The 26,596-nt window shown below is 39.7% G+C and carries 24 protein-coding genes; 16 read left to right on the forward strand and 8 right to left on the reverse strand.

Annotated features, from left to right (window positions below; translation table 11 throughout):
- Nucleotides 1-22: 22 nt before the first annotated feature.
- Nucleotides 23-544 (reverse strand): tetratricopeptide repeat protein, encoded by a 522-nt coding sequence (locus EHR01_RS11715; RefSeq protein ID WP_135694960.1) that lies wholly within the window; start codon nt 542-544, stop codon nt 23-25.
- Between the two features lie 97 nt (nt 545-641).
- Here EHR01_RS11715 and xerD point away from each other — a divergent pair, with 97 nt between their 5' ends.
- The 4 genes from xerD to hslU are packed head-to-tail and all read left to right on the forward strand — an operon-like array spanning nt 642 to nt 3,981.
- A complete protein-coding gene (gene xerD, locus EHR01_RS11720; protein ID WP_004787041.1) occupies nt 642-1,550 on the forward strand; it encodes a site-specific tyrosine recombinase XerD in 909 nt (302 codons plus the stop codon).
- Nucleotides 1,550-1,981 carry an ATP-binding protein gene (locus EHR01_RS11725; RefSeq protein WP_004787643.1) on the forward strand — a complete coding sequence of 144 codons (432 nt, stop codon included), beginning with the start codon at nt 1,550-1,552 and terminating at the stop codon, nt 1,979-1,981. Before xerD ends, EHR01_RS11725 begins: the two co-directional genes overlap by 1 nt.
- Before the next feature lie 46 nt (nt 1,982-2,027).
- A complete protein-coding gene (gene hslV, locus EHR01_RS11730; RefSeq protein WP_100744608.1) occupies nt 2,028-2,561 on the forward strand; it encodes an ATP-dependent protease subunit HslV in 534 nt (177 codons plus the stop codon).
- A gap of 1 nt (nt 2,562) precedes the next feature.
- On the forward strand, nt 2,563-3,981 hold the full coding sequence (gene hslU, locus EHR01_RS11735; protein WP_135694961.1) for an ATP-dependent protease ATPase subunit HslU: 1,419 nt from the start codon (nt 2,563-2,565) through the stop codon (nt 3,979-3,981).
- A gap of 57 nt (nt 3,982-4,038) precedes the next feature.
- Here the strand turns inward: hslU and EHR01_RS11740 are convergent, their stop codons facing one another.
- The gene (locus EHR01_RS11740; protein WP_135694962.1) at nt 4,039-5,901 is read right to left on the reverse strand and encodes a chorismate-binding protein; all 1,863 of its coding nucleotides are present in this window, start codon (nt 5,899-5,901) and stop codon (nt 4,039-4,041) included.
- Entirely contained in the window at nt 5,898-6,734 is an 837-nt protein-coding gene (locus EHR01_RS11745; protein ID WP_135694963.1) for a hypothetical protein, read from the reverse strand. The genes EHR01_RS11740 and EHR01_RS11745 overlap by 4 nt, the downstream gene beginning before the upstream one ends.
- A gap of 87 nt (nt 6,735-6,821) precedes the next feature.
- On the opposite strand from EHR01_RS11745, the gene EHR01_RS11750 reads away from it, so the two are divergent.
- The 6 genes from EHR01_RS11750 to EHR01_RS11775 are packed head-to-tail and all read left to right on the forward strand — an operon-like array spanning nt 6,822 to nt 12,072.
- The gene (locus tag EHR01_RS11750; protein WP_135694964.1) at nt 6,822-7,064 is read left to right on the forward strand and encodes a biotin/lipoyl-containing protein; all 243 of its coding nucleotides are present in this window, start codon (nt 6,822-6,824) and stop codon (nt 7,062-7,064) included.
- The gene (locus EHR01_RS11755) at nt 7,061-7,924 is read left to right on the forward strand and encodes a metallophosphoesterase family protein (protein ID WP_135694965.1); all 864 of its coding nucleotides are present in this window, start codon (nt 7,061-7,063) and stop codon (nt 7,922-7,924) included. The genes EHR01_RS11750 and EHR01_RS11755 overlap by 4 nt, the downstream gene beginning before the upstream one ends.
- A gap of 11 nt (nt 7,925-7,935) precedes the next feature.
- Nucleotides 7,936-8,988: an Mrp/NBP35 family ATP-binding protein gene (locus tag EHR01_RS11760; RefSeq protein ID WP_100718354.1), complete on the forward strand. Its 1,053-nt coding sequence runs from the start codon at nt 7,936-7,938 to the stop codon at nt 8,986-8,988.
- Nucleotides 8,989-9,035: 47 nt separating this feature from the next.
- Nucleotides 9,036-9,728: a hypothetical protein gene (locus tag EHR01_RS11765; protein ID WP_135694966.1), complete on the forward strand. Its 693-nt coding sequence runs from the start codon at nt 9,036-9,038 to the stop codon at nt 9,726-9,728.
- A 50-nt stretch (nt 9,729-9,778) separates the two neighbouring features.
- Nucleotides 9,779-10,165: a peptide chain release factor family protein gene (locus EHR01_RS11770; RefSeq protein WP_135694967.1), complete on the forward strand. Its 387-nt coding sequence runs from the start codon at nt 9,779-9,781 to the stop codon at nt 10,163-10,165.
- Complete coding sequence (locus tag EHR01_RS11775) at nt 10,147-12,072, forward strand: PP2C family protein-serine/threonine phosphatase (RefSeq protein WP_135694968.1); 1,926 nt, start codon at nt 10,147-10,149, stop codon at nt 12,070-12,072. The genes EHR01_RS11770 and EHR01_RS11775 overlap by 19 nt, the downstream gene beginning before the upstream one ends.
- 94 nt (nt 12,073-12,166) lie before the next feature.
- Here EHR01_RS11775 and groL read toward each other — a convergent pair whose 3' ends face one another.
- From groL to EHR01_RS11790, 3 genes are all read right to left on the reverse strand, one after another.
- The gene (gene groL / locus EHR01_RS11780) at nt 12,167-13,813 is read right to left on the reverse strand and encodes a chaperonin GroEL (protein ID WP_135694969.1); all 1,647 of its coding nucleotides are present in this window, start codon (nt 13,811-13,813) and stop codon (nt 12,167-12,169) included.
- Between the two features lie 24 nt (nt 13,814-13,837).
- The gene (groES, locus tag EHR01_RS11785) at nt 13,838-14,128 is read right to left on the reverse strand and encodes a co-chaperone GroES (protein WP_004784852.1); all 291 of its coding nucleotides are present in this window, start codon (nt 14,126-14,128) and stop codon (nt 13,838-13,840) included.
- A gap of 137 nt (nt 14,129-14,265) precedes the next feature.
- Nucleotides 14,266-15,849 carry a helicase HerA-like domain-containing protein gene (locus tag EHR01_RS11790; protein WP_135694970.1) on the reverse strand — a complete coding sequence of 528 codons (1,584 nt, stop codon included), beginning with the start codon at nt 15,847-15,849 and terminating at the stop codon, nt 14,266-14,268.
- Between the two features lie 163 nt (nt 15,850-16,012).
- Here EHR01_RS11790 and EHR01_RS11795 point away from each other — a divergent pair, with 163 nt between their 5' ends.
- Entirely contained in the window at nt 16,013-18,430 is a 2,418-nt protein-coding gene (locus EHR01_RS11795; RefSeq protein ID WP_135694971.1) for a hybrid sensor histidine kinase/response regulator, read from the forward strand.
- On the opposite strand, the gene EHR01_RS11800 is transcribed toward EHR01_RS11795, so the two are convergent.
- Entirely contained in the window at nt 18,427-19,047 is a 621-nt protein-coding gene (locus EHR01_RS11800; RefSeq protein ID WP_004785732.1) for a response regulator transcription factor, read from the reverse strand. The genes EHR01_RS11795 and EHR01_RS11800 overlap by 4 nt on opposite strands.
- A gap of 187 nt (nt 19,048-19,234) precedes the next feature.
- On the opposite strand from EHR01_RS11800, the gene EHR01_RS11805 reads away from it, so the two are divergent.
- From EHR01_RS11805 to greA, 5 genes are all read left to right on the forward strand, one after another.
- Nucleotides 19,235-19,705: a cyclic nucleotide-binding domain-containing protein gene (locus EHR01_RS11805; RefSeq protein WP_004786276.1), complete on the forward strand. Its 471-nt coding sequence runs from the start codon at nt 19,235-19,237 to the stop codon at nt 19,703-19,705.
- Between the two features lie 152 nt (nt 19,706-19,857).
- A complete protein-coding gene (locus EHR01_RS11810; protein ID WP_002975368.1) occupies nt 19,858-20,094 on the forward strand; it encodes a DNA-binding protein in 237 nt (78 codons plus the stop codon).
- Between the two features lie 11 nt (nt 20,095-20,105).
- A complete protein-coding gene (flaA2, locus tag EHR01_RS11815) occupies nt 20,106-20,822 on the forward strand; it encodes a flagellar filament outer layer protein FlaA2 (protein ID WP_004786860.1) in 717 nt (238 codons plus the stop codon).
- A gap of 16 nt (nt 20,823-20,838) precedes the next feature.
- On the forward strand, nt 20,839-21,825 hold the full coding sequence (gene flaA1, locus EHR01_RS11820; RefSeq protein ID WP_135694972.1) for a flagellar filament outer layer protein FlaA1: 987 nt from the start codon (nt 20,839-20,841) through the stop codon (nt 21,823-21,825).
- A gap of 209 nt (nt 21,826-22,034) precedes the next feature.
- Nucleotides 22,035-24,800, forward strand: coding sequence for a transcription elongation factor GreA (greA, locus tag EHR01_RS11825; RefSeq protein WP_135694973.1), 2,766 nt, complete (start codon nt 22,035-22,037; stop codon nt 24,798-24,800).
- Here greA and EHR01_RS11830 read toward each other — a convergent pair.
- Entirely contained in the window at nt 24,773-26,584 is a 1,812-nt protein-coding gene (locus EHR01_RS11830) for a M23 family peptidase (RefSeq protein ID WP_135694974.1), read from the reverse strand. The two genes, greA and EHR01_RS11830, sit on opposite strands and share 28 nt — an antisense overlap.
- Nucleotides 26,585-26,596: the final 12 nt, after the last annotated feature.

Below are 26,596 nucleotides of genomic sequence, written 5' to 3' on the forward strand. Positions count from 1 at the left end.
ACGGGATTTCCAGGTTTCCTGTCTATTTTGTTTCGCAAGCCCGGACCCAAGGCGCATAGTAGGGATCCCCTGCGAGAGGGCTTTTTTCCAAGGTCAAAAGGTAGTCCTTCTGTTTGAATCCTCTGGTTAGGCAAAGGTAAGTGGTTTCGAAAAATTCCAAAGTTTCTTTTTTCCCTTGGAAACGAATTTCTTCCAAAATTTCCAATGCTTCTTTTTCGTAACCTGTGGTAAGATAAAGCCGGAAGAGTTCACGTTGTACTTCCGTGTCGTCCTTTTTTTGTTTGTGATATTTTTCCAAATAAAAAATGGCTGTGGCAATGGACTGGTTGCTTTCTGCAAGAAGGAGTCCCATTCTTTTCAAAACGGGGTCATACTCTGGATTTTCACGCAGAGACAGTTCGTAGTAGTAGAGGGCTTTGGTTTTTTCTCCTACCATTTCCCATTTTTTTCCCTCTTCAAAAAGGGACCTTTCCTTTCGGCCGCAATTAACGACTAACAGGGCAGCAAACGTGAGTAAAAAAATAAGGGAGTTTCTATGAACCACATCTCCTTTTTTCCTGACATAGCCATTTGTGGCAAAAAAAATAATAAGTCTCTTTAAGCTTTTTGTCCGACTCTTTAAGTAACATAAGAGAGTAAAGATGGGTTCCAAATTGCCAGTTTCTCAAAATCAGCTTTTACAAACATTCCAAGAGTACCTGTCCGTAGAAAAAGGACTGAGCGATAATTCGATATATTCCTACGGATACGATCTCAATAAGTTTGCGATCTTCTTGGAAAAAGAACATATCAACTTCTTAGAAGTAAAAGCAAACGACATTATGCGTTTTTTAGAAGAAGAAAGAGAACGCAAAATCTCTGCAAAAACACTGGCTCGCGAAGTGGTGGCAATCAGACAGTTTTATAAGTATCTACGAGACGAAAAAAGGTTAGATTCTAATCCAACTGAAAAAATTGAAACTCCTGAAGTTGCAAGAACCATCCCCGATTATTTAACTCAAACCGAAATTGATGAACTCTTTCGTAATATCAAAGAGGACAATTTGTACGAACTTCGTGATAAATGTATCTTTGAACTTTTATATTCTTCTGGGCTTCGTATCTCGGAAGCATGTAATTTAAAAATGACTGATATCGACATGGAAAACATGACGATCACTGTAGAAGGAAAAGGGGGACGCCAACGTCTAGTTCCTTTTGGTGAAAAGTCATTGGAAATTTTGAAAAAATATCTAACGGAAAGTCGTACAGAAATTTTGAAAAAAAGAACTTGTGAATTTGTATTTGTTTCCAAAAAAGGATCGTATATCAACCGTAAGTCGGTTTGGAGACTTCTGAATCACTATATCAAACGCACAAAAATAAAGAAAAAAGTAACACCACACACTCTTCGCCACTCTTTTGCTACTCACCTACTTGAGAATCATGCAGATCTCAAATCGGTTCAGGAACTTTTGGGTCATATCGATATTTCGACGACTCAAATTTACACTCATATGGCAAATAAAACTCTGAAGGAAGTTCATAAGAAATTCCATCCGAGAGGCTAATGTCGAACCAAAAGAAACCTACGGACTACGGAAAAGTAGTCCGTATCCAAATTCCTTCCAACCCCCGTTTTGTTTCTCACACCCGTAATTATTTTTTTAATCTTTGTTTAGAACATGGATTTTCTCTTTTTGATTCCATGGATTTAAAACTGGTGATTGGCGAAGCCATTGTCAATATCATCCGCCATGCTTATTCAGGAAATACTGGAAAACCCATTTTTATTGAATTTCAATTTGATAAAGACCGAGTGGAAATTCGGTTGAGGGATTATGGAAAAAAAGTGGAACCGGGCGAACTTCGCAGTTTTGATTTGAGTGATTACCGTGAACATGGGATTGGACTTTTTATGATCAAAGAACTCACCGACTATTATTTTCTTGACCAATCTTTTGAAGTAGGGAACCAGATGGTTCTCATCAAAAGAAAGTAGTCTCCATTTTTCTCGACAACACTCACCAATTTGGAATTTTATCCGTATGGAAACAATTCACGCAACGACCATCCTTTCTGTTCGTAAAAACGGCAAAATTGCTGTAGGGGGAGACGGTCAAGTATCCATGGGAAATACCGTGATGAAACATACCGCCAAAAAAGTCAGAAGACTTTACAACGGTAAGGTGATCGCCGGATTTGCTGGAAGTGCTGCTGATGCATTTACTCTATTTGAACTCTTTGAAAAAAAATTAATTGAACATGGTGGATCTGTCTCTCGGGCAGCAGTGGAGCTTGCTCGCGAATGGAGGATGGACAGGATGCTTCGTAGGCTTGAGGCACTTCTCATTGTTTGTGATGCCAATGAATCTTTTTTAATTTCAGGAACAGGTGATGTGATCTCACCGGATGATGGTGTACTTGCCATTGGTTCTGGTGGAAATTTTGCTCTTTCGGCTGCTCGTGCTCTTGTACAAAATACGGATATGGATCCAAAAGACATCATTACAAAGGCAATGGGGATCACTGCGGATATTTGTATATACACTAACCATAATTTGGTGATTGAGGAATTATAAAATGACATACCCTACTATAATCGCAGAAGTTGCCGGATCTCAAAATCCTGCCGAGGAATTAACTCCTCGTCAAATTGTAGAAAAATTAGATGAACATATCATTGGACAAACCAAAGCCAAACGAGCTGTGGCTGTGGCGCTTCGGAATCGTTCCAGACGTCGTAAACTCGACGAGTCTCTAAGAGAAGAAATTTATCCAAAAAATATCATTATGATTGGGCCAACGGGTGTGGGGAAAACGGAAATTGCACGTCGTCTGTCAAAGTTATGTGGTGCACCTTTTTTAAAAGTAGAAGCCACTAAGTATACAGAAGTAGGTTATGTTGGCCGTGATGTAGAATCCATGATTCGCGATTTGGCAATGGGTGCATTGAATTTGGTGAAAGCAGAATTTCGGGATCGAGTCAAAGACAAAGCCACAGAAAAGGCAGAAGAGTTAATCCTCGATGCCATTTTACCACCCATCTTCCATAAAAAAGAAGAAGATCTGAATCCAGATGAAAAAGAAAGACAAAACAGTTATAAAGAATCTAGAGAAAAGTTTAGAGAAAAACTTCGCAAAGGTGTCTTAAATGATAGGGAAATCGAAATCGATATTCCCAAACCTTCGGCACCTGCGGGAATGCCCATGTTGCAAGTGTTTGGTGCAGGGAATATGGAAGACATGGACAATCAATTACAAAGTTTACTTGGTGATTTGATGCCGAAAAAAACTGGCAAACGAAAGGTAAAAGTTTTGGATGCTGGGAAACTTCTCACTGAATCAGAAGCAGAAAAACTGATCGATGCTGACAAAATCCAATCGGAAGCCGTCAGACGTGTGGAAGAAATGGGAATTATCTTTTTAGATGAAATTGATAAAATTGCCGGTCGAGAAGGAAGGCAAGGAGCCGACGTATCCCGGGAAGGAGTCCAAAGAGACTTACTTCCGATTGTCGAAGGATCCACAGTGAATACAAAGATTGGTCCGATCAAAACCGATCATATTCTTTTTATCGCGGCAGGTGCTTTTCATATGACAAAACCATCTGACCTGATTCCGGAACTCCAAGGTCGGTTTCCAATTCGAGTGGAACTGGAAACATTAACAGAATCTGACTTTATCAAAATCCTAACAACTCCCAAATCTTCTCTCACCAAACAATATGAAGCCCTTCTTGCCACAGAAGGTGTAAAAATCAATTACACAACTGATGGGATTGCGGAGATCGCCAAACTAGCGTTTCAGATGAATGAAAAAAATGAGAACATTGGTGCCAGAAGACTTAATACCATTATGGAAAAACTTTTGGAAGACACTAGTTTTGATGCACCTGATTTGCCTGAAGACCAAAAAGAAGTTGTCATTAACGAAGGTTATGTGTCTTCAAAACTAAAAGGAATTATCGAAGATAAGGACCTAAGCCGGTTCATTTTATAATTTGAAAAGAGGCAAATCCACCATTTGCCTCTTCCGATTTCTTTTAATGTTTATCTGTTAAAGAATCAAATCCGCTCTTTCAAAACCGCGAAGGGAATTTCCCACAAGGATCTCGTCTGCTTCTAACAAGTCAGATTGGAAAAGAACCGTTTCTTTGACCCAGCCTTTTCGGATGACTGCTTCCCGAAACACACCGGGGAGGCCTCCTGTTTCGAGCGTTGGGGTAAACCAAAACTTACCTTTTTTCAAAAATAGATTTCGAATATTGGTTTCTAGAATCCGTCCATCCCGATCAAACAAAACACAATCATCAATGGAATTTGTTTGGCATTCTTCTAACATCTTTTGATAAAAAGAACGGTTTGTTGTTTTGTGGTATAAAAACAAATCGTTGGAATCCACTGGCTGACTCGCAAATCCAAGTCGGATTTTTGGACGAATTTTAGGTTTCGTGAGTGGAAAACTTTCCAAACGAAATTCTCCCCTTTCATTCAGTAAAAACCGCAGACGAAAAACACTTCCACCTATAGCAGAATGGGTGTGTGCTTTTAAACAGGATTCCGCCTTTTGTTTAGAAAAGGGATAACCAAAACGATTTGCCGTTTCTTCCATTCGTTCCAAGTGGAGATCTTTTAAAAAATAATGGCCTTTTCTGAATCGTATCGTTTCCAAAATTTCAACACTGGGAAGGTTGGGGTTTGTGATGAATTTTAATTTTGATAGGCATTCCTTGTATTCAGCCTCGGCATCGGAAAGAACTGTAATTCCACTTCCCACCCCATAGTTCCCTGTCCAAAGATGATTATCTTTTGTTAGATTTAAAGTTCTTATGGAAACATTGGAACGAATCCATGGGGCACCATCTAACATTTCTGAGACGAATATGGAACCTGTATACAATCCTCTGTTTGTATTTTCTAATTCTCTTAAGAGTTCAAAGGACCTTTTTTTGGGGGCACCAATCACAGAACCGGAAGGAAAAAGAGCCTTAAGGACAGGAAACCAAGAAAAGGGATTTTTTAATTTGGCTTCCACTTTGGAAACCATTTGCCAAACCGTTTCCAGACCTTTTACTAAAAAAAGATCTGTCACTTGGACTGTTCCTTGTTTGGCGATCCTTCCTAAATCATTTCGATACAAATCGGTAATCATTACATTTTCTGCTCTCTCTTTGGCAGATGATTGTAGGATGGTTTTGTTTTCTTTATCTTGTTTGGATGTAAGACCTCGAAGGTTGGTTCCTTTCATTGGTTCTGTTTGGATCTCGTTACCTTTGACTTCAAAAAACAATTCTGGTGATAAAGATAAAGTCCTTGTATCTACAAAAGGATAATAAACAGAGTATTTGGTTTTTTGTTTTGCTTTTAGAGATTGGTAGTATAAAAACAAATCCCCTTCGATGGAAAGTGAAACGGGAAAACATAAATTTAATTCGTAACTTTCGCCAAGTAAAAGTGCTTCTCTTGTTTTTTCGAAACGTTCTTTGTATGTTTCTTTATCCCATAAGACAGTAATATTTTTTAATTCCGTATTGCCAAAGTTGAGAGAAGAGGGACTCTGATACTTGATTCTTTTTTTTTGTTTGTAAATGGAATACTGGAGGAGGGGAGTCCCTTCTGCAAGAGGAGAATTGTCTAGATCCAATCCCTCAATGAAAAAATATCCTAGTTCGAAAAAAAGGGCACCACAAGGATAAAATCCTTTTTCTCTATAGTCATCTAACTTGGATAAGTTGGCTTTGATTGTTTCTGCGACTGGTTTTTTTTCTGTATAGAGGATTTCTATTTCCTCTTCTAAGTCAAAATACCAATCGCAAAGAGTATAACCTGGTTCGGACCTGGAATCTTCAAAAAGAAAACCTCCAATTTTTCGGTATTCTTTTTCAAAAGACTCCCAAGTAAGTTCTAAAACCTGTATCAAAACTCCATCTTTTGGAGAGCCTCTAACGGATAGTTGAGGTAAACCGTAGTTGTTTTTTTGCTAGTTTGGATATCGAAACAATCCAATGGATCAAGTCCTAAGTTATAAAAACCTTCATCAATCATTGCAATTCCAAACCCGGCACTTTCTTTTTCATCCAAAAAGTCAGGCCTGAAAAATTCTGCGGAGTTGCCTTGTTTGGCAAGTTCCGCATGTCTTTCTCTACTTTTACGAATTCGATTTAGATCCATTCCCATAATGGGGGAATCATTCCGGATTCTGATGTAAACAGAAGTAGGTCTGATTTCAATTTTCATTGAAATTTTAAGATCATATTTTTTTACTTTTTCTCTAACGATTGTTAAGAATTCTTTTTCATCGATGGAGAGATTGTGTTTTTTTGATCTTTTTTTGTCCGATAAAGTTAGAATCTTTTGAACCACTTTTTTGATTTTATCAGGAACAATGTAACGTTGCATTGCATCCCGAAGTGGTTCTGTTTCTAAAATAATGTCGAGTAACTCTTCTGCTTCTTCTTCTGGAGTTTGTCCCTGTGCTGTAAGTTTATTCAAAAGTTCATCTTGAAAAATCACAAAACGTGTGTTTGCTTTTACAGCATTTAATAGGGCTTCCATTAGACCGCTAAACAAATGAAATGAAGTAAGTGGATTTGCACCAACTCGGTTTAAGATTCCTTGAACTACTTCATTGACGATATCTCTTGTTGACTTGGTGAGTCCTTTTAGTTCAAAATGGAAATAGTCCTTTTGAATCAATTGGTCCAAGTTTTCGATGATTTCGGTGCCTTTATATTTGATTTTCTCGTTTCCCATTGAGGTTCGCTAAACTTTTATGTTAAAAAAACGGGAAAACATGGTTTTGTAAACCAGTTTTCAATTCCGTGGCAAAGGATTGTGTCCATGAAAGAATTCCTCTTAAAAACTCCTGATTTGGGTGATACAGAAAAGATCGAATTGGTTCGTTGGCTCCGAAAGGTAGGTGATTCCGTGTCAAAAGGGGACGAAATGATCGAACTTGTCACCGACAAAGCAGCTTTCCCTGTCGAATCTCCATATTCTGGAATCTTAAAAAAAATCATAATGGAAGAAGGATCTGTAGTGAAAAAAGGAGATATCCTCGGAATCATGGAAATTAACGAATGAAAATCCTACACATTTCCGATTTACATTTCCCGAAGAAACTTCCTTTGTTTTCTCTTCGTGGAAAGGCAATCGTCGGTTATCTCAGCTATCGGTTGAGACGAAAATCAAAACATCCACTTGTCTTGGTTTCGGCAATGATTGAGGCCATTAGTAAATTAGAATATGATGCACTCATCATTTCAGGCGATTTGACAAACGTTTCACATCCAGGTGAATTTCAAAATGCCAAAGAAATTTTACGTCCTCTTCTTACAGACAAAACGTTTTTAATTCCGGGAAACCATGATCGTTATCAAAAACGAGCCATTGGACCAAATCCATTATTTGAAAAAACATTTAGTGAATGGATGGGAGACTCTCTCGATCCAAAGTTATACATTCGCTCAAAAAAAATTGGCGGAAAACTTTTTATCGGTTGGGATTCCAATTATGCCATCCCTCGGATCACTGCGAATGGTTATGTTGCACCGGAAGTGATTGAAAAAACGATGCATTTGGTTCAGGAACCCTATGTACTGGTTTGTCACCATCCACTTTGGAATCCCAAAACAGAAATTGAATCCAAAGCTCACCAAATGACAAACCGGACGGAAGTGGTTGATAAACTAAAAGTTCATCCACCAGAGTTGTATTTGCATGGGCATACGCATACCAATTGGGTCAAACTTCCTGGATCTAGTGCTTCTTTTCCCATTGTTAATTCGGCATCCAGTACAAGACTTTCCGATAGAAATCACGAATGTGGATTTCATTTGATTGAGATAGAAAAGTCTATTTCATACCGTCGTTTCATTTATTCAGAAGACAAATTCATTGAGACCAATCCAATTTTTTATGAAGAATCGGAAGGAGTCATTTAAAAGGACAAACCATGGCAAATTCAAAAGTTGATTTAACATCCATCCAAAGACAACTCATGCAGGTAAAACACCCTGAGTTAAAAAAAGACATCGTAAGTTTGGGAATGGTCGCATCAGTCACACCTACCGATGATGGAATCGAAATTTTAATCAAAACTCCAAATGCGGACAGAAGATTACAAATTGGACTGGAAGCACAAACAAGACAGCTCATCTCCAAAATCGAAGGAGCAGGTAAGGTCAAAATCAAATTCGAAGTAGACCAAAACCTAAAGATGGAAGATGGAAATCGTATCATCGGAGTTAAAAAAGTCATCGCTGTTGGATCAGGAAAAGGTGGTGTTGGAAAATCGACTGTCACTGCAAACCTTGCTTCTACCCTTGCACGTAACGGAAAGAAGGTGGGAATTCTTGATGCAGATATCTACGGACCTTCCCTTGGTAAAATGTTTGGAATCAATGGTCGTGTTGCTTTAAAATCTGAAGAAGATAAAATTTATCCCATTGAAAAACATGGAATCAAACTCATTTCGTTTTCATTTCTTGTGACAGAAGACCAACCGGTGGTATGGAGAGGGCCAATGCTCGGGAAAGCCATCGAACAGTTCTTATACGATGTTGTTTGGGGAGAGTTGGATTATCTTTTTATCGACTTACCTCCTGGAACAGGAGATGTCCAACTTTCTCTTGCCCAACTCATTGATTTGGATGGGGCAGTGATTGTGACAACTCCGCAAGAAGTAGCGGTTCTTGATGCAGGACGGGCTGCGGCCATGTTCAAACAAGTAAAAGTACCAATTCTCGGAATTGTGGAAAACATGTCTGGATTTGCTTGTCCGAAATGTGGTCATGTAACGGATGTTTTTTCGAAAGGAGGAGGGGAAAAACTCTCCAAACAAGTCGGAGTACCGGAACTTGGCTCAGTTCCATTGACACTAGACGTCATGAGCTCAGGTGAGTCAGGAAAACCGGCACTCCTCGAGGCAGGGGATTCTCCTTTAAAAGAAGCCTATTTCCGCATCGCAAAAAATTTGGAAAACCAAATCGCCGAGTGGGAAGATTAAAAATCACTTGTTTCTTCAGAGCTTTTTCTTAGTCTAAAAGATACACTATGAATTTTGAACGCGGTTCCAAACCAAACCCTACCGGTAACTTGATCGCATACTGCCATGTATTCGGTGAAAATCCGATTGCACCCGGCGGTAAAATCATAGCATCGAATGTGGTCGTAAGTTTTTTAAAGATTGGTGACAACTACCCAGTGGTCACCTTTCCTCCTGTGGGTTTACCTTCTAAAGAGGAACTCATGAAAATTCTTTCGGACAATATCCATCTTTATGATGTCGTACAACTCCCAGACTTTCAAATGCCTGAAAACAAAGAGTTGGCCAATCAGTACATCCAAGAGAGGATGGAGCAGTTCAATTCAATGGTCATGCGTTATGTAGAATTTTGTAAGGCCAAAGAAAAGAAAACGCAAACCACTAGCCTCACAGAACATTTAGACCAAGTCAGTGAACCCTTAGAAACTTTAGCAAGCCTCTCATTAGAATTTCGAAACACTTCTGGAATTGCTAGGGAAGCTACTAGGCTTAAGATGGAAAGGATCGTTGATTACTTCCATAACAACCATCCCACTCTTGATATAGATAACTTTAAAAAAGCATTGTCTGTTCCTGGAAAGATGGGAGATGAACTAGTGGGATTATACATACAAAAGTTTAACGCCATTCAAATTGAAAATTATGAAACTGCTTCTGATTTGCGAAAACGCATTTTAGAAATAGAATCTACATCTCCTTAACTCTTTAGGAAAAAAATTTCTTGACCAATTTTCTCTAAGGCCTATCTTAAATGCCCTTAACCTTTCCCGTTTCTGTTGAAAAAAATTTATCACTACAGAGACGGATGGAAGTACTAGGACTTTCTGAAAAAGATCTAAACGAACGGTTCATTCAGTCCGGTGGTAAGGGTGGACAAAACGTAAATAAAGTTGCTACAGCAGTGCATTTGGTTCACATACCTTCGGGTAAACAAATCAAATGTTCCGTTTATAGAACCCAAGGTCTCAATCGTTATAAAGCGAGAGATTTGTTATGTTTGGAATTAGAAAGAGAATTGGATCCAACAAAGTCTGAATCCTCTATTCAAAAACTTCGTAAGAAAAAACAAAACAAATATCGTAAGGCTATCAAAAAGAAATTGGAGAAAGAAAAACTGGAATGGAACGATCCTATGTAAAACGAATCTTCATTTTCCTATTTCCCTTGTTTTGTTTTGTATCTTGTTTTGATTCATTTCTTCCTTATCAATCTGTAAAATGGTCCCACGAATGGGAATTTCGATTTCTCACAGAAGAGGAGTTAGTTGGTTTTCGCCCGGCCATAGAGGATCTTTCTCTCGAATACCAACACTATTCTATTCCTTACATCAGTTTGGAAAAACCAATACCCAAATATCTTTCCGCCAGGATCCGTTTTCGTGATCGTTTTGGGTATGAAGAACCAGCACTGTTATTGCGTGGACTAGTTACTTTTTTTGATTCTTATTGTGGAGAGACGAAGTTACAAACCCAATTTTTTCGTATCCCATCCCAAGATCCTTCGTCCTCCCAACCAATGATTGTTTACAATCGGAGTTTTATTCCTATTTTACCTTTGCCCAAAGAATGTTTGGGGAATTATATTTATATTGTATTTTTTTCAGATGGAATATTACCAATTGGATTCTCTGAACCTCCATTGTTTGGTGACCCCACTGACCACTACAAAGCAATTGCCAATCGGACACAGTCATTTGCTTCACTTGGATTTTTCTTTTTGATTTTGGGCCTTTTTTCTTTTTACCTTTATGAAAGGAGAAAGAAAAAACAATTATTGGCCTTCACTTGGTTTTCGTCCATATCGGGGATTCACTTTTTATCCCAGTCTGGATTTTTTGGACTTTTTTATTACGATTCGATTCATCCTAGTTTTATCATTTTTATCCTTACTTTGTTTTTAATTCCCATCAGTTGTTTGTATTTTTTTGAGAAGTTGGTTGGGTCGGGTCGTTGGAACGTCATTCGAATGATGTGGCAGTTTCATGTTTTGTTTTCCATTCTGATTTTAACCTTAGCATTTACGGATACGATTTCAATGTCCGTAGGAATTCTAACATTTGTTTGGTTGTGTTTGCCAACCCTGGTCATACAGATCATTGTGGCTTGGGGGCAAGTTGTTTTACGAAAACCAAAAGCAAGTTTACTTGTGATTGGTGCATCCGCTCTATTTGTCTTAAATGCACACGATATTTTATCTTCTCTAGGAATTTTAGATTCAGTCCCAAGAGCTTCCCATTGGGGATTTTTTATTTTTGTGGTTTGTCTTACACTTTATGGAGAAAATTTGTTTCGCAATTCGGAAATAAAGTATGGAACTCTACAAAGAGAAATTGTCACTGCAGCAAGAATCCAAAGTGCCATCCTTCCTCCTTCCGCTCCGCATTGGGACCAAATGGATATATCTGTCCACTACCAACCATCCCATGAAGTCGGTGGGGATTTCTATGACTTTCAAGCATTAGGTGGTCGAAAATTTGGAATCCTGATTGCTGATGTGGTGGGGCATGGGTTAGGTGCATCCATCATTGCTTCTCTTTCCAAATTTGCTTTTTTTAAGGCATATAAACATTGGTCAAACCCTTCGTTTTTACTATCAGCGATGAACGAGGATTTGGTGAAAAAATCTTTTGGTCGATTTACCACTGCGACTTACTTTCATATCGATTTGGAATCTCAAAAATTTATGGTTTCGAGTGCAGGCCATCCCTCTTTTTTTCATTGGAAATCCGAATCAAATGAACTTGTGGAAATCAAACCCAAAGGAAAACCCCTTGGAATTATGCCAGGACTTACCTATGGGGAAGAAGAATATCCATTTAAGATTGGTGATCAGTTTTTATTTTATACAGATGGGTTAACGGAAGAAGAAAATGCGGACCGGTTGGAATACGGAGAAAAACGTCTTGCCAAATCCTTTTTGGAAACGATCGCCAAACAATCGATAGATCCTATGAGTAGTTTACTAGAAAACTTTCATTATTTTACAGGACTTTCTGGAGCCCCGCATGATGATATCACAGTCATTCATTTGCATGTAAAAGCATAAAAAAAGCCTTGGATTGACTCCAAGGCTTTGGTCTTTCGATCCATCGATTTCGATAAGAGATCGACGGAACCTGGAAAGAGAATGTGCGAATGATTTACATCATGCCGCCCATTCCTCCCATACCACCCATTCCTCCCATACCGGCCATGCCAGCACCTGCATCTTTCGGTTCTGGTTTGTCAGTAATGGTAACTTCTGTCGTGAGGATCATTGCTCCAATGGACGCTGCGTTTTGAAGAGCAGAACGAACCACTTTTGCTGGGTCAACAACACCTGCTTTGATTAGGTCTTCCCAAACCATAGTGAGTGCGTTGAATCCTTCGTTTCCTTTGCGGGCACGAGCTTGTTCTACAATTACAGATCCTTCAAGACCAGCATTGGAAGTGATCATACGGATAGGTTCTTCTAATGCACGTAAGATGATGTTAGCACCTGTTTGTTCGTCACCACTGAGTTTAAGAGCTTTTACAGCATCTTGCGCACGTAGTAGTGTGAGTCCACCACCAGGAACAATACCTTCTTCTACAGCCGCGCGAGTTGCAGAAAGAGCATCTTCTACACGAGCTTTTTTCTCTTTCATTTCTACTTCAGTCGCTGCACCAACGTGGATTACCGCAACACCACCAGCAAGTTTTGCAAGGCGTTCTTGGAGTTTTTCACGATCGTAATCAGAAGTTGTATCTTCGATTTGTTTTTTGATTTGGTTGACTCGACCTTGGATGTCTTTAGAAGCACCAGCACCTTCGATGATGGTTGTGTTTTCTTTATCCACTACCACTTTTTTAGCGCGACCGAGCATCTTCACATCAGCGTTTTCAAGTTTCATTCCGAGGTCTTCAGAAATCACTTGTCCGCCAGTAAGGATTGCAATGTCTTCAAGCATTGCTTTTCTTCTATCACCAAAACCAGGAGCTTTTACAGCCACACATTGGATGGTTTTACGAAGAGTGTTTACTACGATAGTAGCAAGAGCTTCGCCTTCTACTTCTTCTGCGATGATGACGAGTGGTCTTCCTGCTTGTGCAATTTTTTCGAGCACAGGAAGAAGGTCTTTCATCGAAGCAATTTTTTTGTCGTAAATTAAGATGAATGGATCGTTAAAAGTTGCGATCATTGCTTCTGGATCAGTTACCATATAAGGTGATACGTATCCACGATCAAATTGCATACCTTCTACGATATCAAGAGTGGTTTCAATTGATTTTGCTTCATCAACAGTGATCACACCTTCTTTACCTACTTTGTCAAAAGCTTGCGCAATTAGGTTACCGATTTCTGGATCATTGTTTGCAGAGATAGTGGCAACGTTTGCGTATTCTGCTTTGCTATTGATTTTAATAGCGTGTTTTTTGATTTCTTCAACAGCTGCAAGAACTGCTTTGTCAATCCCGTGTTTGAGAGCCATTGGGTTTGCACCCGCAGTTACGTTTTTCAAACCTTCGTTGATGATAGCTTGTGCAAGGATGGTAGCAGTTGTTGTTCCGTCACCTGCGATGTCGTTAGTTTTTGTAGAAACTTCCTTCACCATTTGCGCGCCCATGTTTTCGATTGCGTCTTCTAATTCGATTTCTTTAGCAACCGTTACACCGTCTTTAGTGATAGTAGGTGCTCCAAATTTTTTGTCGATGACTACGTTACGACCTTTTGGTCCAAGAGTCACCTTTACTGCGTTAGCAAGTTTGTTTACTCCGCTAAGAAGTTTTCTACGTGCTGATTCATCAAATTCAATTGTTTTAGCCATGATTGATTATTTCCTTCTATAAAATTAGTTTGTCACAACACCGAGGATGTCGCTTTCACGGATGATGAGTAGATCACGTCCGCCTTGTTTGATCTCTGTTCCGGAGTATTTTCCGTAGAGAACTGTATCTCCTACCTTTACTTCTAAAGGAACGAGTTTTCCGTCTTCATAACGACCTTGTCCTACTGCGATGACTTTCCCTTCTTGTGGTTTTTCTTTCGCTGTGTCCGGTACGATGATGGATCCGATTTTTTCTTCTGACTCATTCTTTGGCTCTACGACCACTCGGTCGCCTAAAGGTTTGATTGATGCCATGAGTAACTCCTTGTATGCAATCTACTAATGATTCCGAGTTTAGCAACAATCTGAAAAGAGTGCTAAACTCTAGCACCATAAAATGATTGCCCGAAAGAACCGTCAAGCACTTTGAGCCAAAGAGTGCTAATTCGTGCTTAGAACCCGAATAGTCCGGTTTTTTTGCGTTTAGAGCCCCGTTTGGGTGTGACCCCAAGCATTCCGAGAAGCCCTCGTGTAACCTCTTTGGCAACGGTCCGTCCCACTTCCCGAGCCAGCGGGTTTTTGGAAAGGGTTTCCACAAAACTCGGGTCTTCCTTTTCTTTGGCCCGTTTGGACTTGGTTTTTTTCTCACCTGACTCTTCTTCGGCTGCCTCGGTTTCCTCAGCGATGGTTTCCATTTTTTTAGAAAGCATTTCGTGCGCACTTTCGCGGTCGAGAGTGGTTTCGTATTTTTTAACAAGATCTGATTTTTTAATTTTGGCAGCAAGTTCGTCAGGATTCAAAGTCCCCATTCGCGAAGCTGGCGGTGCAAGGAGGGTATGGACGAGGGGAGTGGGACTTCCTTTGGGACTAAGGGCAGTGATAAAAGCTTCCCCAATTCCCAGTGTGGTGATCACTTCTTTGGTGTCATAAAATTCTGTTTCGGGATAATTTTCAGAAGCGGTTTTGATCGCCTTGCGGTCGTTTGCTGTGAAGGCCCGCAGGGCATGTTGGATTTTTAATCCCAATTGGCCTAAAATTTCTTTGGGTAAGTCTGTGGGAGATTGGGTACAAAAAATAATTCCCACACCTTTGGAGCGAATGAGTCGCACCATGGTTTCTAGTTGTTTCAGTAAATCATTCGAAGCTTCGTCAAAAACTAAGTGGGCTTCATCAATGAATAAAACAAGTTTTGGTTTATCTAAATCTCCTTCTTCAGGAAAGGTCGCATAAATTTCTGTGAGTAGGGACAACATAAAAGTGGAGAATAGTCTAGGTTTGGTTTGAATGTCTGTTAGGCGAATGATGGACACATTTCCCTTTTTGGATTCTGTCTGCAAAAGATCATTCACATCAAAAGATGGTTCCCCAAAAAAATCTTCGCCTCCTTGGCCTTCGAGTTCGATCAGTTTTCGCAAAATGATGGAAATACTTTGGGAAGAAACGGTTCCGTATTCTTTTTCTAATTCCTCTTTTCCGGCATCATTGATGTATTGGAGGGCTTTTTTAAAATCTTTGGTGTCGAGGATGGGAAGACCCAAATCGTCGCAGTATTTGAAAACAAGAGAGACCACACTGCTTTGTGTATCATTTAATTCCAAAATTCGTGAAATGAGGACAGGGCCAAATTCCGCAATGGTGGCCCGAAGCCTTACTCCTGGTTCTTTGGATAAAGATAAAAATTCTACCGGATAAGAGGAAGGTTTCCAATCGATCCCAAGGGCCTTCGTTCTTTCTTTGATTTTATCGTTTTCTTCGCCCGGTTCGGCAAGGCCCGAAAGGTCTCCCTTGATGTCCATAAGGACAACCGGAACTCCTGATGCAGATAAACCTTCGGTTAAAAGTTGTAAAGTTTTGGTTTTGCCGGTTCCTGTGGCCCCAGCAATCAGTCCGTGCCTGTTGAGAGTGGAGAGGGGGATGGAAACGGTTGCTTCCTTAAATGTTTCTCCATCAAACACTCCGGAACCTAGGTAAAGTGCCCCTTGAGATGGATACCCTTCTTTTATTTTTGAAACAAATGCATCTGATTTTTTAGCCATTACTTCCCCCGAATCCTCTATTCCGTGGGGTTTCGAATCCTTCGTCAATGTTTTCTAGGGCAGAGGGAATGAGGGGAACCAATCGAAACATTCGGGACAGAAAGAATAAATTTCTCGTACTCGTACTAATATGGTTTGAGTTTTTCGAAATTCTTTTTAAGGTTTGGATGTGGCACGTCTCCCTATCGTTTCTCTTTCGAAATACATTCTAATCCCTCTCTTTGTTTCTGTTTTTGTCCAATGCAATCGCTCCATACCTTCTTTGGCCCAGGCGAAGAACATTTCTGCAGGTGTTCTTGATCTTTCCAAGGAAGATCCAAAAACTTTGGATCCCTTTCCCCTTGCCGGTGAGTGGGATGCCTTTCCGGGAGAACTCCCCGAAACAGAAGAAGAATTCAAAGCACTCGAGAATAAGGAACCTACAAAATTAGCAGTTCCCGCTTACTGGGTGAACCAAAACCTCCCCGCTCATGGTTTTGTTACATATCGTTTGAAACTAAAGGTAAACGAACCAATCAACCTAATGTTTTATTTGAGGGAAACTTCCTCTGCCTACCGGGCCTATTACCATAACGTAGAACGAGGACTTGTATTACTTGGTTCTGCAGGAAAGGTTTCCAAAACCAAAGAAGGGTCGATTGGTTATTATTTAGAAACTGCACGCTCATTTCGAGCCACTCCTTCCACAGTCATCTACTTACAAATTTCCAATTACCTTTACTCACGAGGTGGTCCTTATTATTCCCCTGTACTCGGTGAAGTGGGAAAAACCTTGTTGTATCTAAGATTCAAAGAACGAAAAAAAGCATTTTTCTTTGCGACGTTTTTTGTCCTGGCACTTTCTCATTTGTTTCTTTTTATCCATCGTAAAAAAGACAAATCTCCTCTTTGGTTTTCCTTACTTTGTATTTCATGGCTTGTTCGTATTTTACTCTTTGATCGAGTGTCTAGGGATTGGTTTGTGGCTTCCGATTGGCTTGAGATGTTCCAGATCCGTTTGGAATACATTGCTTTTTGTGGGATCCAAGTTTTTAGTCTTTTGTTTTTCTTTCAAAACCAAACAAACTTTTTTCCTCAAAAATACAAAAGGTATCTTTTGTTGCCAATTCTATTAGAATTTTTGGTAATTCTGACCACACCGTACGCTGTGTACACAAAACTTCTTATCTTCAGTCAAGCTTATATGGCTTTCATTCTTACCCTTGCGATGGTTGCTTCCTTTCGTTCTTGTTTAGAAAAGGAAACCAGATACATAGGAAGTATCATTTTGTTTGGGACATTCGTCATCCTTTCTGCAACAATTTATGACTCAGTTGTCTTTTTTAAACGATGGGATTTGCCCATGCTTACTGAACTAGGGTTTGCTATTTTTTGTATGTGCCTTGCCATCGTGATTTCCAAACAAAATGCACATACTTGGGAAACTGCCGAATACCTAACACTGAATTTACGAAAAGAAGTAGAATGGAAAACATTAGAATTAAAAAAAGAAAAAGAAAAAGCTGAAAAAACAGGAGAACTCAAGGATAAATTTATCTCCATCGTTTCTCATGACATTCGTTCTCCACTATTTGGAATTTCATCTGTTTTCAATTTGCTTACAGAATCTCCTCCTTCCCTTTCTCCAGAAAGAGCCAAACAAGTACTAGGTGAAGCATCTACTGGACTTAAAAATATCCTCAGTATGGTTGAGGAACTTATCAAATACTCAAGGTTCCAGAACGCATCTGTTTTTCCTGATTACCAACTTTTTGATTTTCGACAAATCACAGACCAACTGATCGAAAGAGTCCAAGAAATGGCTGGTCCAAAAAATATCACAATCATCACTCATATGGAAGAATCCTCCATTGGAATTGGAGATCCCAACCTAATCGAACATCTGATTTGGAATTTACTCACCAATGCAGTAAAATTCACAAAAGAATCGGGAACCGTTGAAATTTCTTTAACAGAATCCAATAAACATTGGAGTTTGAAGGTAATTGATACGGGGATTGGAATGCCTCCGTATTGGGCAGAACACATTCTAGAGGAAGGATTCCTGTTCGTTAGGAAAGGTACTGCGGATGAGATGGGAGCCGGTGTTGGGATTGCTTTTTGCAAAGAAGTGGCAGAACGTCATGGAGCCGAACTCATTGTTCGCTCGGAAGAAGACCATGGAACTTCCGTTGAGTTACTCCTTCCTAACTTTGAAAAGATTGTTTTGGTTTTGGATGACAATCCAGGTTATCGAAAACAAATCCGAAAGGTTTTAAAAGATCTACCTTGTATCCTTTGGGAAGAGGAATACCCAGACCATGCCCTCCTTTCCGTGGGCCGTTTGAAACCTGACCTCATCATCGTGGATTATTCCATGCCAGAAAAAACCGGACTCGATTTTTTACGTGATTTGTATTCCAACTCGGAAATGGAAGAAATTCGTTCTCTCCTTGTTTCCAGTTCCCATACAGATCCTAACACTGGTTATAAACTCGAAACAACGGTGATTGAAATCGGAGGAGATGCTTTTTTAACAAAAACATCTCCTGATGAAAAAATGGTAGAAGCAGTAAAACGATTGTTAGACCTAGAAGTTTAGATTAACATTTGTTCTTTGGCACGCCCAATGAGTTCCGCTACAGTTTTAGCGTTGAACCGGTCTTTTAGGCGGCCAACATGGTATTCCACTGTTCGTTTGGAAAGGCCAATCTCTGTTCCGATTTCTTGGTAGGTTTTTCCGTGTCCAAGAAGGGTCAAAATTTGTTTTTCCTTTTTGTTTGCCACTTTCCCATCTTGGGGTTTGCGGTTGAAACTGAGTTTTAGATTTTTGGAATATACTGTTTTTCCCGATGCAATTTCGTTTAGGTTTTTTGTTAAACTGCTAAGGTCATCGCTTTTTAAAAGATATCCATCCACTCCAGCTTCAATGGCTGAATGAACAATGGGTTGTTCATCGAGCATCGTGAGGGTGACCACTTTTAAATTGGGATGTTCTTTTTTCCAATCCTTCACCATATTGAGCACGTTTTCACCCGGGATTCGCAAATCGAGTAGGACAAAGTCGGGCCTAGTATCATTTAAGAGAGGGGCAATTTGCGACGAATGTTCCGCCTCCCCCACGACTTCAAAATCAGTCGAAGAGTTCACAACATGTTTTACGCCAACGCGCGTAACGGCGTGGTCTTCAACCAGTAATACCTTCTTTTTAGGTGTCATAAATTTCCCTTTGTTTGGAACCAGGAACCTTTTGTCCCTAGCGTTTCCCCCTAGTAGACGAGGAGAATTGAAAATATTAGTACTATCCCGTCCCATTTGTCCATAAAAAATCATGGGTCATTCTACTTAATTTTCTCTTGCAAATTCGCTAAATTCCCCCATTTTCAGAGAAATCCTAGGAGTATGAATGAATACTAAAGTAGAGAGTCTCAAAAAAATATATCTCTTCCAAAAGTTAAACCAAGACGAACTGTTACACATTGCTGAAAAAATTCGGGAAGTCCACCTGCCTCCTAGAAATGTTTTGTATGATATGGGCGAAGATGCTGAGTCCATGTACATTGTGAAGTATGGAACTTTACAAATTTCCACAGCCACAAGCCACGGGGACGACGTGAACCTCATCACCCTCGGAGAAGGGGATCACTTTGGGGAATTGCCTTTTTTTGATGATGAAAAACGTTCCGCAAAAGTAGAAGCCAAAGAAAATTCCGAACTTTATGAACTCCGTTACGCTGATTTGCACGATATGTTTTCCAAAAACAAAGAAATGGAGCTTAAATTCTATAAAGAAGTGACCCATTATTACATCCGAAGACTCCGAAAGCTAACCCATGACCTGGCATATGCTCGGGAGCTTAGGAAACGATTCGCGTAAGTCCACAAAGAGACAAAATTCATACAAATCGGGATTTTTTATCGACTACTATCGAAAAAACCTTTTCCATTCCTCAGTTTCTACTTAATACAGCTAAGGAATGGGTTTCGGAATCCGATACTATTTACGTAGGCAGGGAGAAGGAATGCATGGTGGACCCCGAAATCCTAACCGAGAAGATCGTAACACAAAATAAGACCTTCTTGGTGGATTTGAAGAAAAACCAGGCTGGATTCTACCTGAAAGTATCGGAATGGTCGAATAGCAAAAAATCCTCGATCTTTCTTCCGGCAGAAGGAATCGATCGTATGATCGAAATCTTGAATCAATTTAAAAGCCGGATATCCGATAATGAGAATACGAAAGACCCGGAGTTAGGAGCCTTTTAGGAGTGAGTTTCATGGGGAAATTAGGAATGACCAAACTGTTGTTAGGCCTCTTCCTTTCAATAGGAATGTTGTACGCACAGGCAGATACTGGCGGACAAAATACAGCTAACACTGCAAATGATGAGGATAGCCCTCTTAGAAAAATCGTTTTAGATGATTTTGAAGAGGCTGAGGATTGGAGAGTAAAAGCTACCACTCCACTCGGAGAAACAAGAACTTTGAAACTCGTTCAACGCGGGCTCATCAAAGATGTATTCGATGAAAAAACTGTTCCAGAAGATGGCGGTGATAAAGTCGAAAAGAACCATATTTTAGGAGTCAAAACACATTTTGCTGCTAAAGGTTTGGATCGGGTTGAATTATCCCCTCCACATGAATACATCATCAAAGGGAAAGTAAGACAAATCTCTGTTTGGGTTCTCGGAAGAAAATACAGACATACTTTATTTGCAAAATTTAGAGATTATAAAGACGTAACACATAATATCCGTTTGGGTCGTTTGGATTTCTTCGGATGGAGAAAACTGACTGCGACCATTCCAGGTTTTATTCCACAAAGTACAAGATTTGCACTTTTAGATAAAAACCTTCATTTCGTTTCTCTTTTTGTGACATCTGATGTTCACGAAGTAGCAGGGGACTTTTACTTTTATGTAGATGACCTCCAAGTGAGAACCGACAGATCCGAAGCAAAATACCCTGGATCTGAAATTAAGGACAATTGGTAAGCGGGAGAAAGGAACAATGGAAAACAAAAAAACAAAAATCCTAACATTACTTGCTCTATCGTCCATCGCATTGATTGGTTTTGCCCAAGCACAATACAAAGTATCCAATGGAGTGGCAACACCAATTGGAAACGATATTGGAGCTCTGGAACTTAAAGCCATTACTATTGAATCTTGGGACTCTCCCGTTTCTTCTGCGCCATTTGGCTGGGAAGTGTTCACTGATAAAGATGGTGTGAACAAAGATGGTACAGGGGACATGAAATATGATGAGAACAATAAATATTCACCTGTTCTCAATGACCCTGTGAAATCTCCTCTTGTGATGAGAGAAGTGAAACTGATTCCTGGAAAACCGGGAGACGTGAAAAACGTAGATGCGGGAAATGCAAAAGTTTTGGCTGTGAAGTTTCAATTCACTTTTCCTGGAAATAACGTAGTAACGGTTCGCCCTCCGCGTGCTCCAGAATATGAAGTCACTCGTGCAAGACCTTATATCGATGCAGACAACAAAAAGAAAATCGAAAAAGTTTACGGAATTGAAGCTCCAGGAAATGTGAAAGCAATTTCCGTTTGGGTTCTTGGCCGTGGTAACGAATACGATTTAGAAGGCTGGATCGAAGACTACAATGGCAATAGCCATATTTTCCCTTTCGGATCCTTGGACTTTGTGGGTTGGAGACCTCTCCACATCATCATCCCTCCAGGAATTCCGCAAGAGGCAAATGCTTTCCCTGCGACAAGAAACCTGATCTTCAAGCAGTTTAAGATTCGTTCCAGACACAACACAGGGCCTGAAGCAGTATATCTCTTCTTTGATGAACTCCGTGTCCTAGCGGATACTTTTGAAGTTCATTTTGATGGGGCAAACCTTGACTTTGACGAAGAAGATTGTAAAAGCAAAGTTAAGATGGAGCAAATGCTTCAAAAGTCCGGAGCCATCTCCACAGGAGCAAAAATTCGTGATTGTGGTGGAAGCAACGGTTCGTCCCAAAACAAGTAGAATCCTCACTCACTCTAAAGAAAGGTTCCTTAGGAACCAAAGAAAACCCAGCCAATCGGCTGGGTTTTTTGACTTTACAGAATCGAACGGACCTGAAAAATGAACTCTAGGACTGTTCTTTTTGCGGATTCATCGCTAAATTTACCGTAACAACTTTATAGGAACAATGAACACCCTTTATTGGAAATACGAAGAGGGAGATTCTTTTCATGCCTGATACTATCACCGAAGACAAATCAAACAAAATCGCCGAAAACGACAAACTAACTCCTCTTTTTAATGAGGAAATTTATGTACGTGCTGATGCAGGAACGGTTCCCGTTTCTAAATTCAAAATCTTTGACGATGTCATAGATGCATATAAGGCAGAAAATCGTTTAGCAGAAGCTAAACAAAAAATTGAAGACCATTTCAAAGAACATCCTGAGTCTATCTCCGCCAAATATATGTTAATGATCATTTCTTTCATGGAAGACTCCATGGGAGATGCCAATTTGGTGAAGAACATTTTGGATTCTTTCAAATCTCACGCCAAATGGACTATTATTGAATACATTACAGATTCTATTTTACGATTCGGCGATCATAGACTTGCCCTCCGTGTGAAAGCAGAGGCCCTCGACAAACTCAAGAAAAACAAAGAACTCAAAGTTGTTCTGGAAAAACTCGCAAAACAAGATCGGAAGAACCCTGAGATTGCAAAAAAATATGGTTTTTCCATTATGGAAGAGGATAAACCAAAAGCCATCTCCTATCTAAAACTTGCAGTTGAGATGTATGCCAAAAATAAAGAATACGTTCAGATGGAGGAGATTTGGCCTACCATCGTTCAAAACAATTATGAAGATGTTTCTTTCTTCGATAAAATTGAACGTATCCTTCTTGGCCAAAGAGAAAAGACTCGGTTAGTTGGTCTTCTTTATCCAATCGTAGAACCATTTAAAGCAATGGAAGATTGGGATCATGTGATCTACTTCCTAAAAAAGATTTTAGAACACGAAGCTGCTTCTCAAAAAGCAAGAAACGAACTCATTCGCGCTTACAAACAGAAATACGTTGCACACTCACTTCTTGAAGATTTCCTCAAGATGAGCGAACTTGGTAACAACCGTAAACCTGTTAAACTTTGTATCACTAACTTCGAAAGAAATATTGTATTTGATACTGGTAACTATGTAATGCATAGAAATTGGGGTGTTGGTAAAATCACATCCATCTCCCAAACTGGTGACTCTATCTTTGTTGATTTTGAAGAAAAGAAAGACCATAAACTTTCTATCCAAATGGCGATCACTTCACTTAAACCGTTGAAGAAAGATCATATTTGGGTGCAACACTACGAAGACAAACAAGCCATTAATACAATGTTTAATGAGAACTTAGCAGAGTTCTTAAAACAACTTCTTACTTCTTACGACAACCGAATGATCATCGCTGATATGAAGAACGAACTGATCGGAACCTTCCTAAAAGCTGATGAGTGGTCAAAATGGTGGGCGAAAGTAAAATCGGTTCTGAAAAAAGAAGCGAACATCGGAATGAACCCTAAGAAAAAGGATGAAGTGGTTTATCACGAAAAACCAATCACTCATTCAGAAACACTCACACAAAAATTCCAAGCAAGCAATGATGCTAACAAAAAGCTAGAAATTGCTATGGAAGCAGTCCGTGATGCTGATGAAGCAGCGGAAGCAGGTGAGTTTTTCATTGCTCATTATAACGAAGAAGAATCGGCAAAAGATCCAATTCGTCGCCTTTCTGCTTATTTGTATTTAGAAGAAGCAGGGAAAGCATGGCCGACAGAAGAGTTTTCTCATAAAATCCGTGATCCTGAACTAAAGGCACTTATCCAATCATTCTCCAAAGAGGATGCTTTAAAAATATCCAAAGCTTTGGAAAATACGGATATCAAAAAAGGATTCAAGGATCTGATTCGTGCCCACCATCCAGAAGCTATCAATATTTTGATTGGGCTTTTATTTGAAGTTCCTGTCAAAGTTAACCGTTCCGTTTTCCAAAACCTTGTTTCTGATGATAAGTTTGCAGAACTCAATTTGTTTGTGGAAACAGTTTGTAACAAATCCAAAGAAAACCCTGAAGTTTTCCTTTGGGTTGCCAAATCGATTTTATCTCATACTTGGAAGTTTGATTGGTTAAAGGTAAGTGAAGAAGATTTAGTTCTTCGTGTATTCCGTATCTTAAAACCTCTTGCGAAGATTGAAGACAAGGGAACCAAACTGAAAAACCAAGCGATGGACATTTTGTTCGGAAAAGACAATAGTCTTCTTCGTGACATTCTATCCAATGCGGATGATGAATACGTTCGTAAACTTTTTGCATTATTCAAAGAAGTTCCTTATGTAACTGATTTGGAAAAAGACCAACTGTATGCTCTCATCAACGAACTCAAACCAAACATTGTTTGGGATGAATACGATTCCGAAGAAGATGCAGATGATGATCCTTTGGCAAACCTTCCTAGTGATGTTGTACTTGTCACTCGTCGTGCTTTCAATGCAAAGAAACTTGAATTTGAACACCTTGTGAATGTAGAAATGGCTGAAAACTCTCGTGATATCGGAGAGGCCCAAGAAAAAGGGGACTTAAGAGAAAACGCAGAATACAAAGCGGCTATGGAAAAACAAGCTCAGTTGCAAGCAGCCATCAAACGTTTGGAAGCAGAACTGAAAAGTGCAAGGATTCTCGACCTAAGTGATGTCAAAACTGAGAAAGTAGGAATTGGAACCACAGTCCGTTTGAAAAACAAACAAACTGGGGAAGTGGTGACTTATTCCATCCTTGGTGCTTGGGATGCGGATACAGAAAAGAATATTATTTCTTACCAATCGCCGCTCGCAAAATCACTGCTTGGAAAACACTCAGGCAACGAAGCAACATTGGTATTCGGTGCCACTGAGACTGTTTATGAAGTATTGGATATTGCTCGTTATTCCATGACAGGACAAGAGGCCTGAAGTTCTTCCTTCCAACCTCGAGTAGAAATTAAATCCACAAACGGTTCGGAAACATTTCCGGCGAAGTCAAAGGCCTTAGCTTCCAAAAGAAGATAAGGCCTTTCTTTTTGTAAACTTTTCGGAATGGTCACTCGAATGGCTCGTCTATCGGGATCATACTCATATGGATAGGATTGCCCATCAATTGTGAGTTCTACGTTTGTTCGAAATCCACTTCCTGTATCACCCAAAACATAATACCTTTCCTCAAAACATTGGTTTCTGATTTCTGGAAGTTCAATGTAACGGGCAAGAGATGTCATTGGAAAAATTGTGGGAGGTGTTTCGTCAGATAAAACCATAACAAAACCAAGTTTGGTGAGTTTAAAACTAAATCCGTTTGATTTTCTTTTTTGGGTGATTGATTGGAATTTTCCAATGGAAGAATCGTAGAAATAAAGAGATTCTTTGATTGGAATCGGGTAACCTAAGTTCCATTCTCCTGATCCTTCCCCCTTCCAACTCAGCTTCTTTGTATCCAATTGGTAGATTTTTCCTTTGAGGGGAAGCCCACTTGGAATTTTAAAAGGAATGTTTTGTGAGTTGATTTCAGTAATTTGTAAAGATCCTTCTCCAGAAACTTCTACCTTAGATAAATCAACCGTTAGTTTGCCATCTAATGAATTGTAAATGTTTCCGGTCTTTTTGTTTTTTGATAACCTATCACTCACTTTTTCGTCTTTTTCATGAATAACAGTGAAATAAACAGAAGATTTGTTTCCTGTGGCATCACGAAGGGAAACTTCTAAAGATAATTTTTCCTTTGGTTTGTATCCATCTAAATCTAAGGAAAATCCTTCTTCTTTGAAATTTTTGGACTGTTCATACATATGATAAAAATAAACAGGTGGGGCAAGCGATGACCTATTGATATCGTAGAACTGGTGTTTTTTGGAACCATCTTCATAAGCTAAAAAATCAAAATTCCGGGTGAAAGTCGTTTTTCCATTCACTGCCAAATCCATTCCGTAAACATTGTTTTTGTTACGTGAACGAATGAAATCATACCCACTCATCCGAATGCGAATTTTGCCCGTTAGGGCTATGGATTCAAACAAATCTCCTTTATCTGTATACAATTCATACTTACCTTTTGTTTTTTCCTTCGCTGAGAGAAGGATCGGGTTTTCTAAATGATCACCTTCTAAATACAAAGAAAGGATGGTAGGGGGAGTTTTATCTTTTTGGTGGATTTCAGGAAAATAGAGGGGATTGATGATTCCTTTTTCTGCACGAAACTCGAGGTGGAGATGAGAAATTCCCGATCCCGATTCTCCTGTTTTGCCGAGAGAAACTCCTTTTTTTGCCGCAAACATTCCTGGTGGAAGTTTGAGTTGGAACCCAGTGGGGTCTCCCATCAGAAGGATGGCCCGGCGAAGAAGCTCTAAATCATTTAGGCTCCCGCCAAAGGAATGTAAGTGGGCATATTTTGATTTGAGTTTGTATTTGGGACTGTAAAGATTTAGGGAAAGTCCATACCCAGTTTTAGAATAACTAATTTCTTCGATATATCCATCAAACGTGGCTAAGATGCTATGACCATTCAGCCCATAGGATTTAAAATCAGAACCCAAATGTAAGTTGTGATTTCGGATTTCAGCAAAGGTTCCAGAAACTGGAGAATAGTAGGGAAGTGGAAAACCCACTTCGTCTAGAGGGATGTCTGGAATTTTTGACTCACCCCATAGTAGACCGGAAGAAAAAAAGAGAAGGACCGCCAAATTACGCAAGTGAGAGAACCTCATGGGAGAATCAGA

Source organism: Leptospira mtsangambouensis (assembly GCF_004770475.1).
GTDB lineage: Bacteria > Spirochaetota > Leptospiria > Leptospirales > Leptospiraceae > Leptospira_A > Leptospira_A mtsangambouensis.

Excerpts from the sequence above, each read along its gene's own strand:
- xerD (WP_004787041.1), top strand. The coding sequence starts at position 642 with ATGGGTTCCAAATTGCCAGTTTCTCAAAATCAGCTTTTACAAACATTC.
- EHR01_RS11725 (WP_004787643.1), top strand. The coding sequence starts at position 1,550 with ATGTCGAACCAAAAGAAACCTACGGACTACGGAAAAGTAGTCCGTATC.
- hslV (WP_100744608.1), top strand. The coding sequence starts at position 2,028 with ATGGAAACAATTCACGCAACGACCATCCTTTCTGTTCGTAAAAACGGC.
- hslU (WP_135694961.1), top strand. The coding sequence starts at position 2,563 with ATGACATACCCTACTATAATCGCAGAAGTTGCCGGATCTCAAAATCCT.
- EHR01_RS11745 (WP_135694963.1), bottom strand. The coding sequence starts at position 6,734 with ATGGGAAACGAGAAAATCAAATATAAAGGCACCGAAATCATCGAAAAC.
- EHR01_RS11750 (WP_135694964.1), top strand. The coding sequence starts at position 6,822 with ATGAAAGAATTCCTCTTAAAAACTCCTGATTTGGGTGATACAGAAAAG.
- EHR01_RS11755 (WP_135694965.1), top strand. The coding sequence starts at position 7,061 with ATGAAAATCCTACACATTTCCGATTTACATTTCCCGAAGAAACTTCCT.
- EHR01_RS11760 (WP_100718354.1), top strand. The coding sequence starts at position 7,936 with ATGGCAAATTCAAAAGTTGATTTAACATCCATCCAAAGACAACTCATG.
- EHR01_RS11765 (WP_135694966.1), top strand. The coding sequence starts at position 9,036 with ATGAATTTTGAACGCGGTTCCAAACCAAACCCTACCGGTAACTTGATC.
- EHR01_RS11770 (WP_135694967.1), top strand. The coding sequence starts at position 9,779 with ATGCCCTTAACCTTTCCCGTTTCTGTTGAAAAAAATTTATCACTACAG.
- EHR01_RS11775 (WP_135694968.1), top strand. The coding sequence starts at position 10,147 with ATGGAACGATCCTATGTAAAACGAATCTTCATTTTCCTATTTCCCTTG.
- groL (WP_135694969.1), bottom strand. The coding sequence starts at position 13,813 with ATGGCTAAAACAATTGAATTTGATGAATCAGCACGTAGAAAACTTCTT.
- groES (WP_004784852.1), bottom strand. The coding sequence starts at position 14,128 with ATGGCATCAATCAAACCTTTAGGCGACCGAGTGGTCGTAGAGCCAAAG.
- EHR01_RS11790 (WP_135694970.1), bottom strand. The coding sequence starts at position 15,849 with ATGGCTAAAAAATCAGATGCATTTGTTTCAAAAATAAAAGAAGGGTAT.
- EHR01_RS11800 (WP_004785732.1), bottom strand. The coding sequence starts at position 19,047 with ATGACACCTAAAAAGAAGGTATTACTGGTTGAAGACCACGCCGTTACG.
- EHR01_RS11805 (WP_004786276.1), top strand. The coding sequence starts at position 19,235 with ATGAATACTAAAGTAGAGAGTCTCAAAAAAATATATCTCTTCCAAAAG.
- flaA2 (WP_004786860.1), top strand. The coding sequence starts at position 20,106 with ATGGGGAAATTAGGAATGACCAAACTGTTGTTAGGCCTCTTCCTTTCA.
- flaA1 (WP_135694972.1), top strand. The coding sequence starts at position 20,839 with ATGGAAAACAAAAAAACAAAAATCCTAACATTACTTGCTCTATCGTCC.
- greA (WP_135694973.1), top strand. The coding sequence starts at position 22,035 with ATGCCTGATACTATCACCGAAGACAAATCAAACAAAATCGCCGAAAAC.
- EHR01_RS11830 (WP_135694974.1), bottom strand. The coding sequence starts at position 26,584 with ATGAGGTTCTCTCACTTGCGTAATTTGGCGGTCCTTCTCTTTTTTTCT.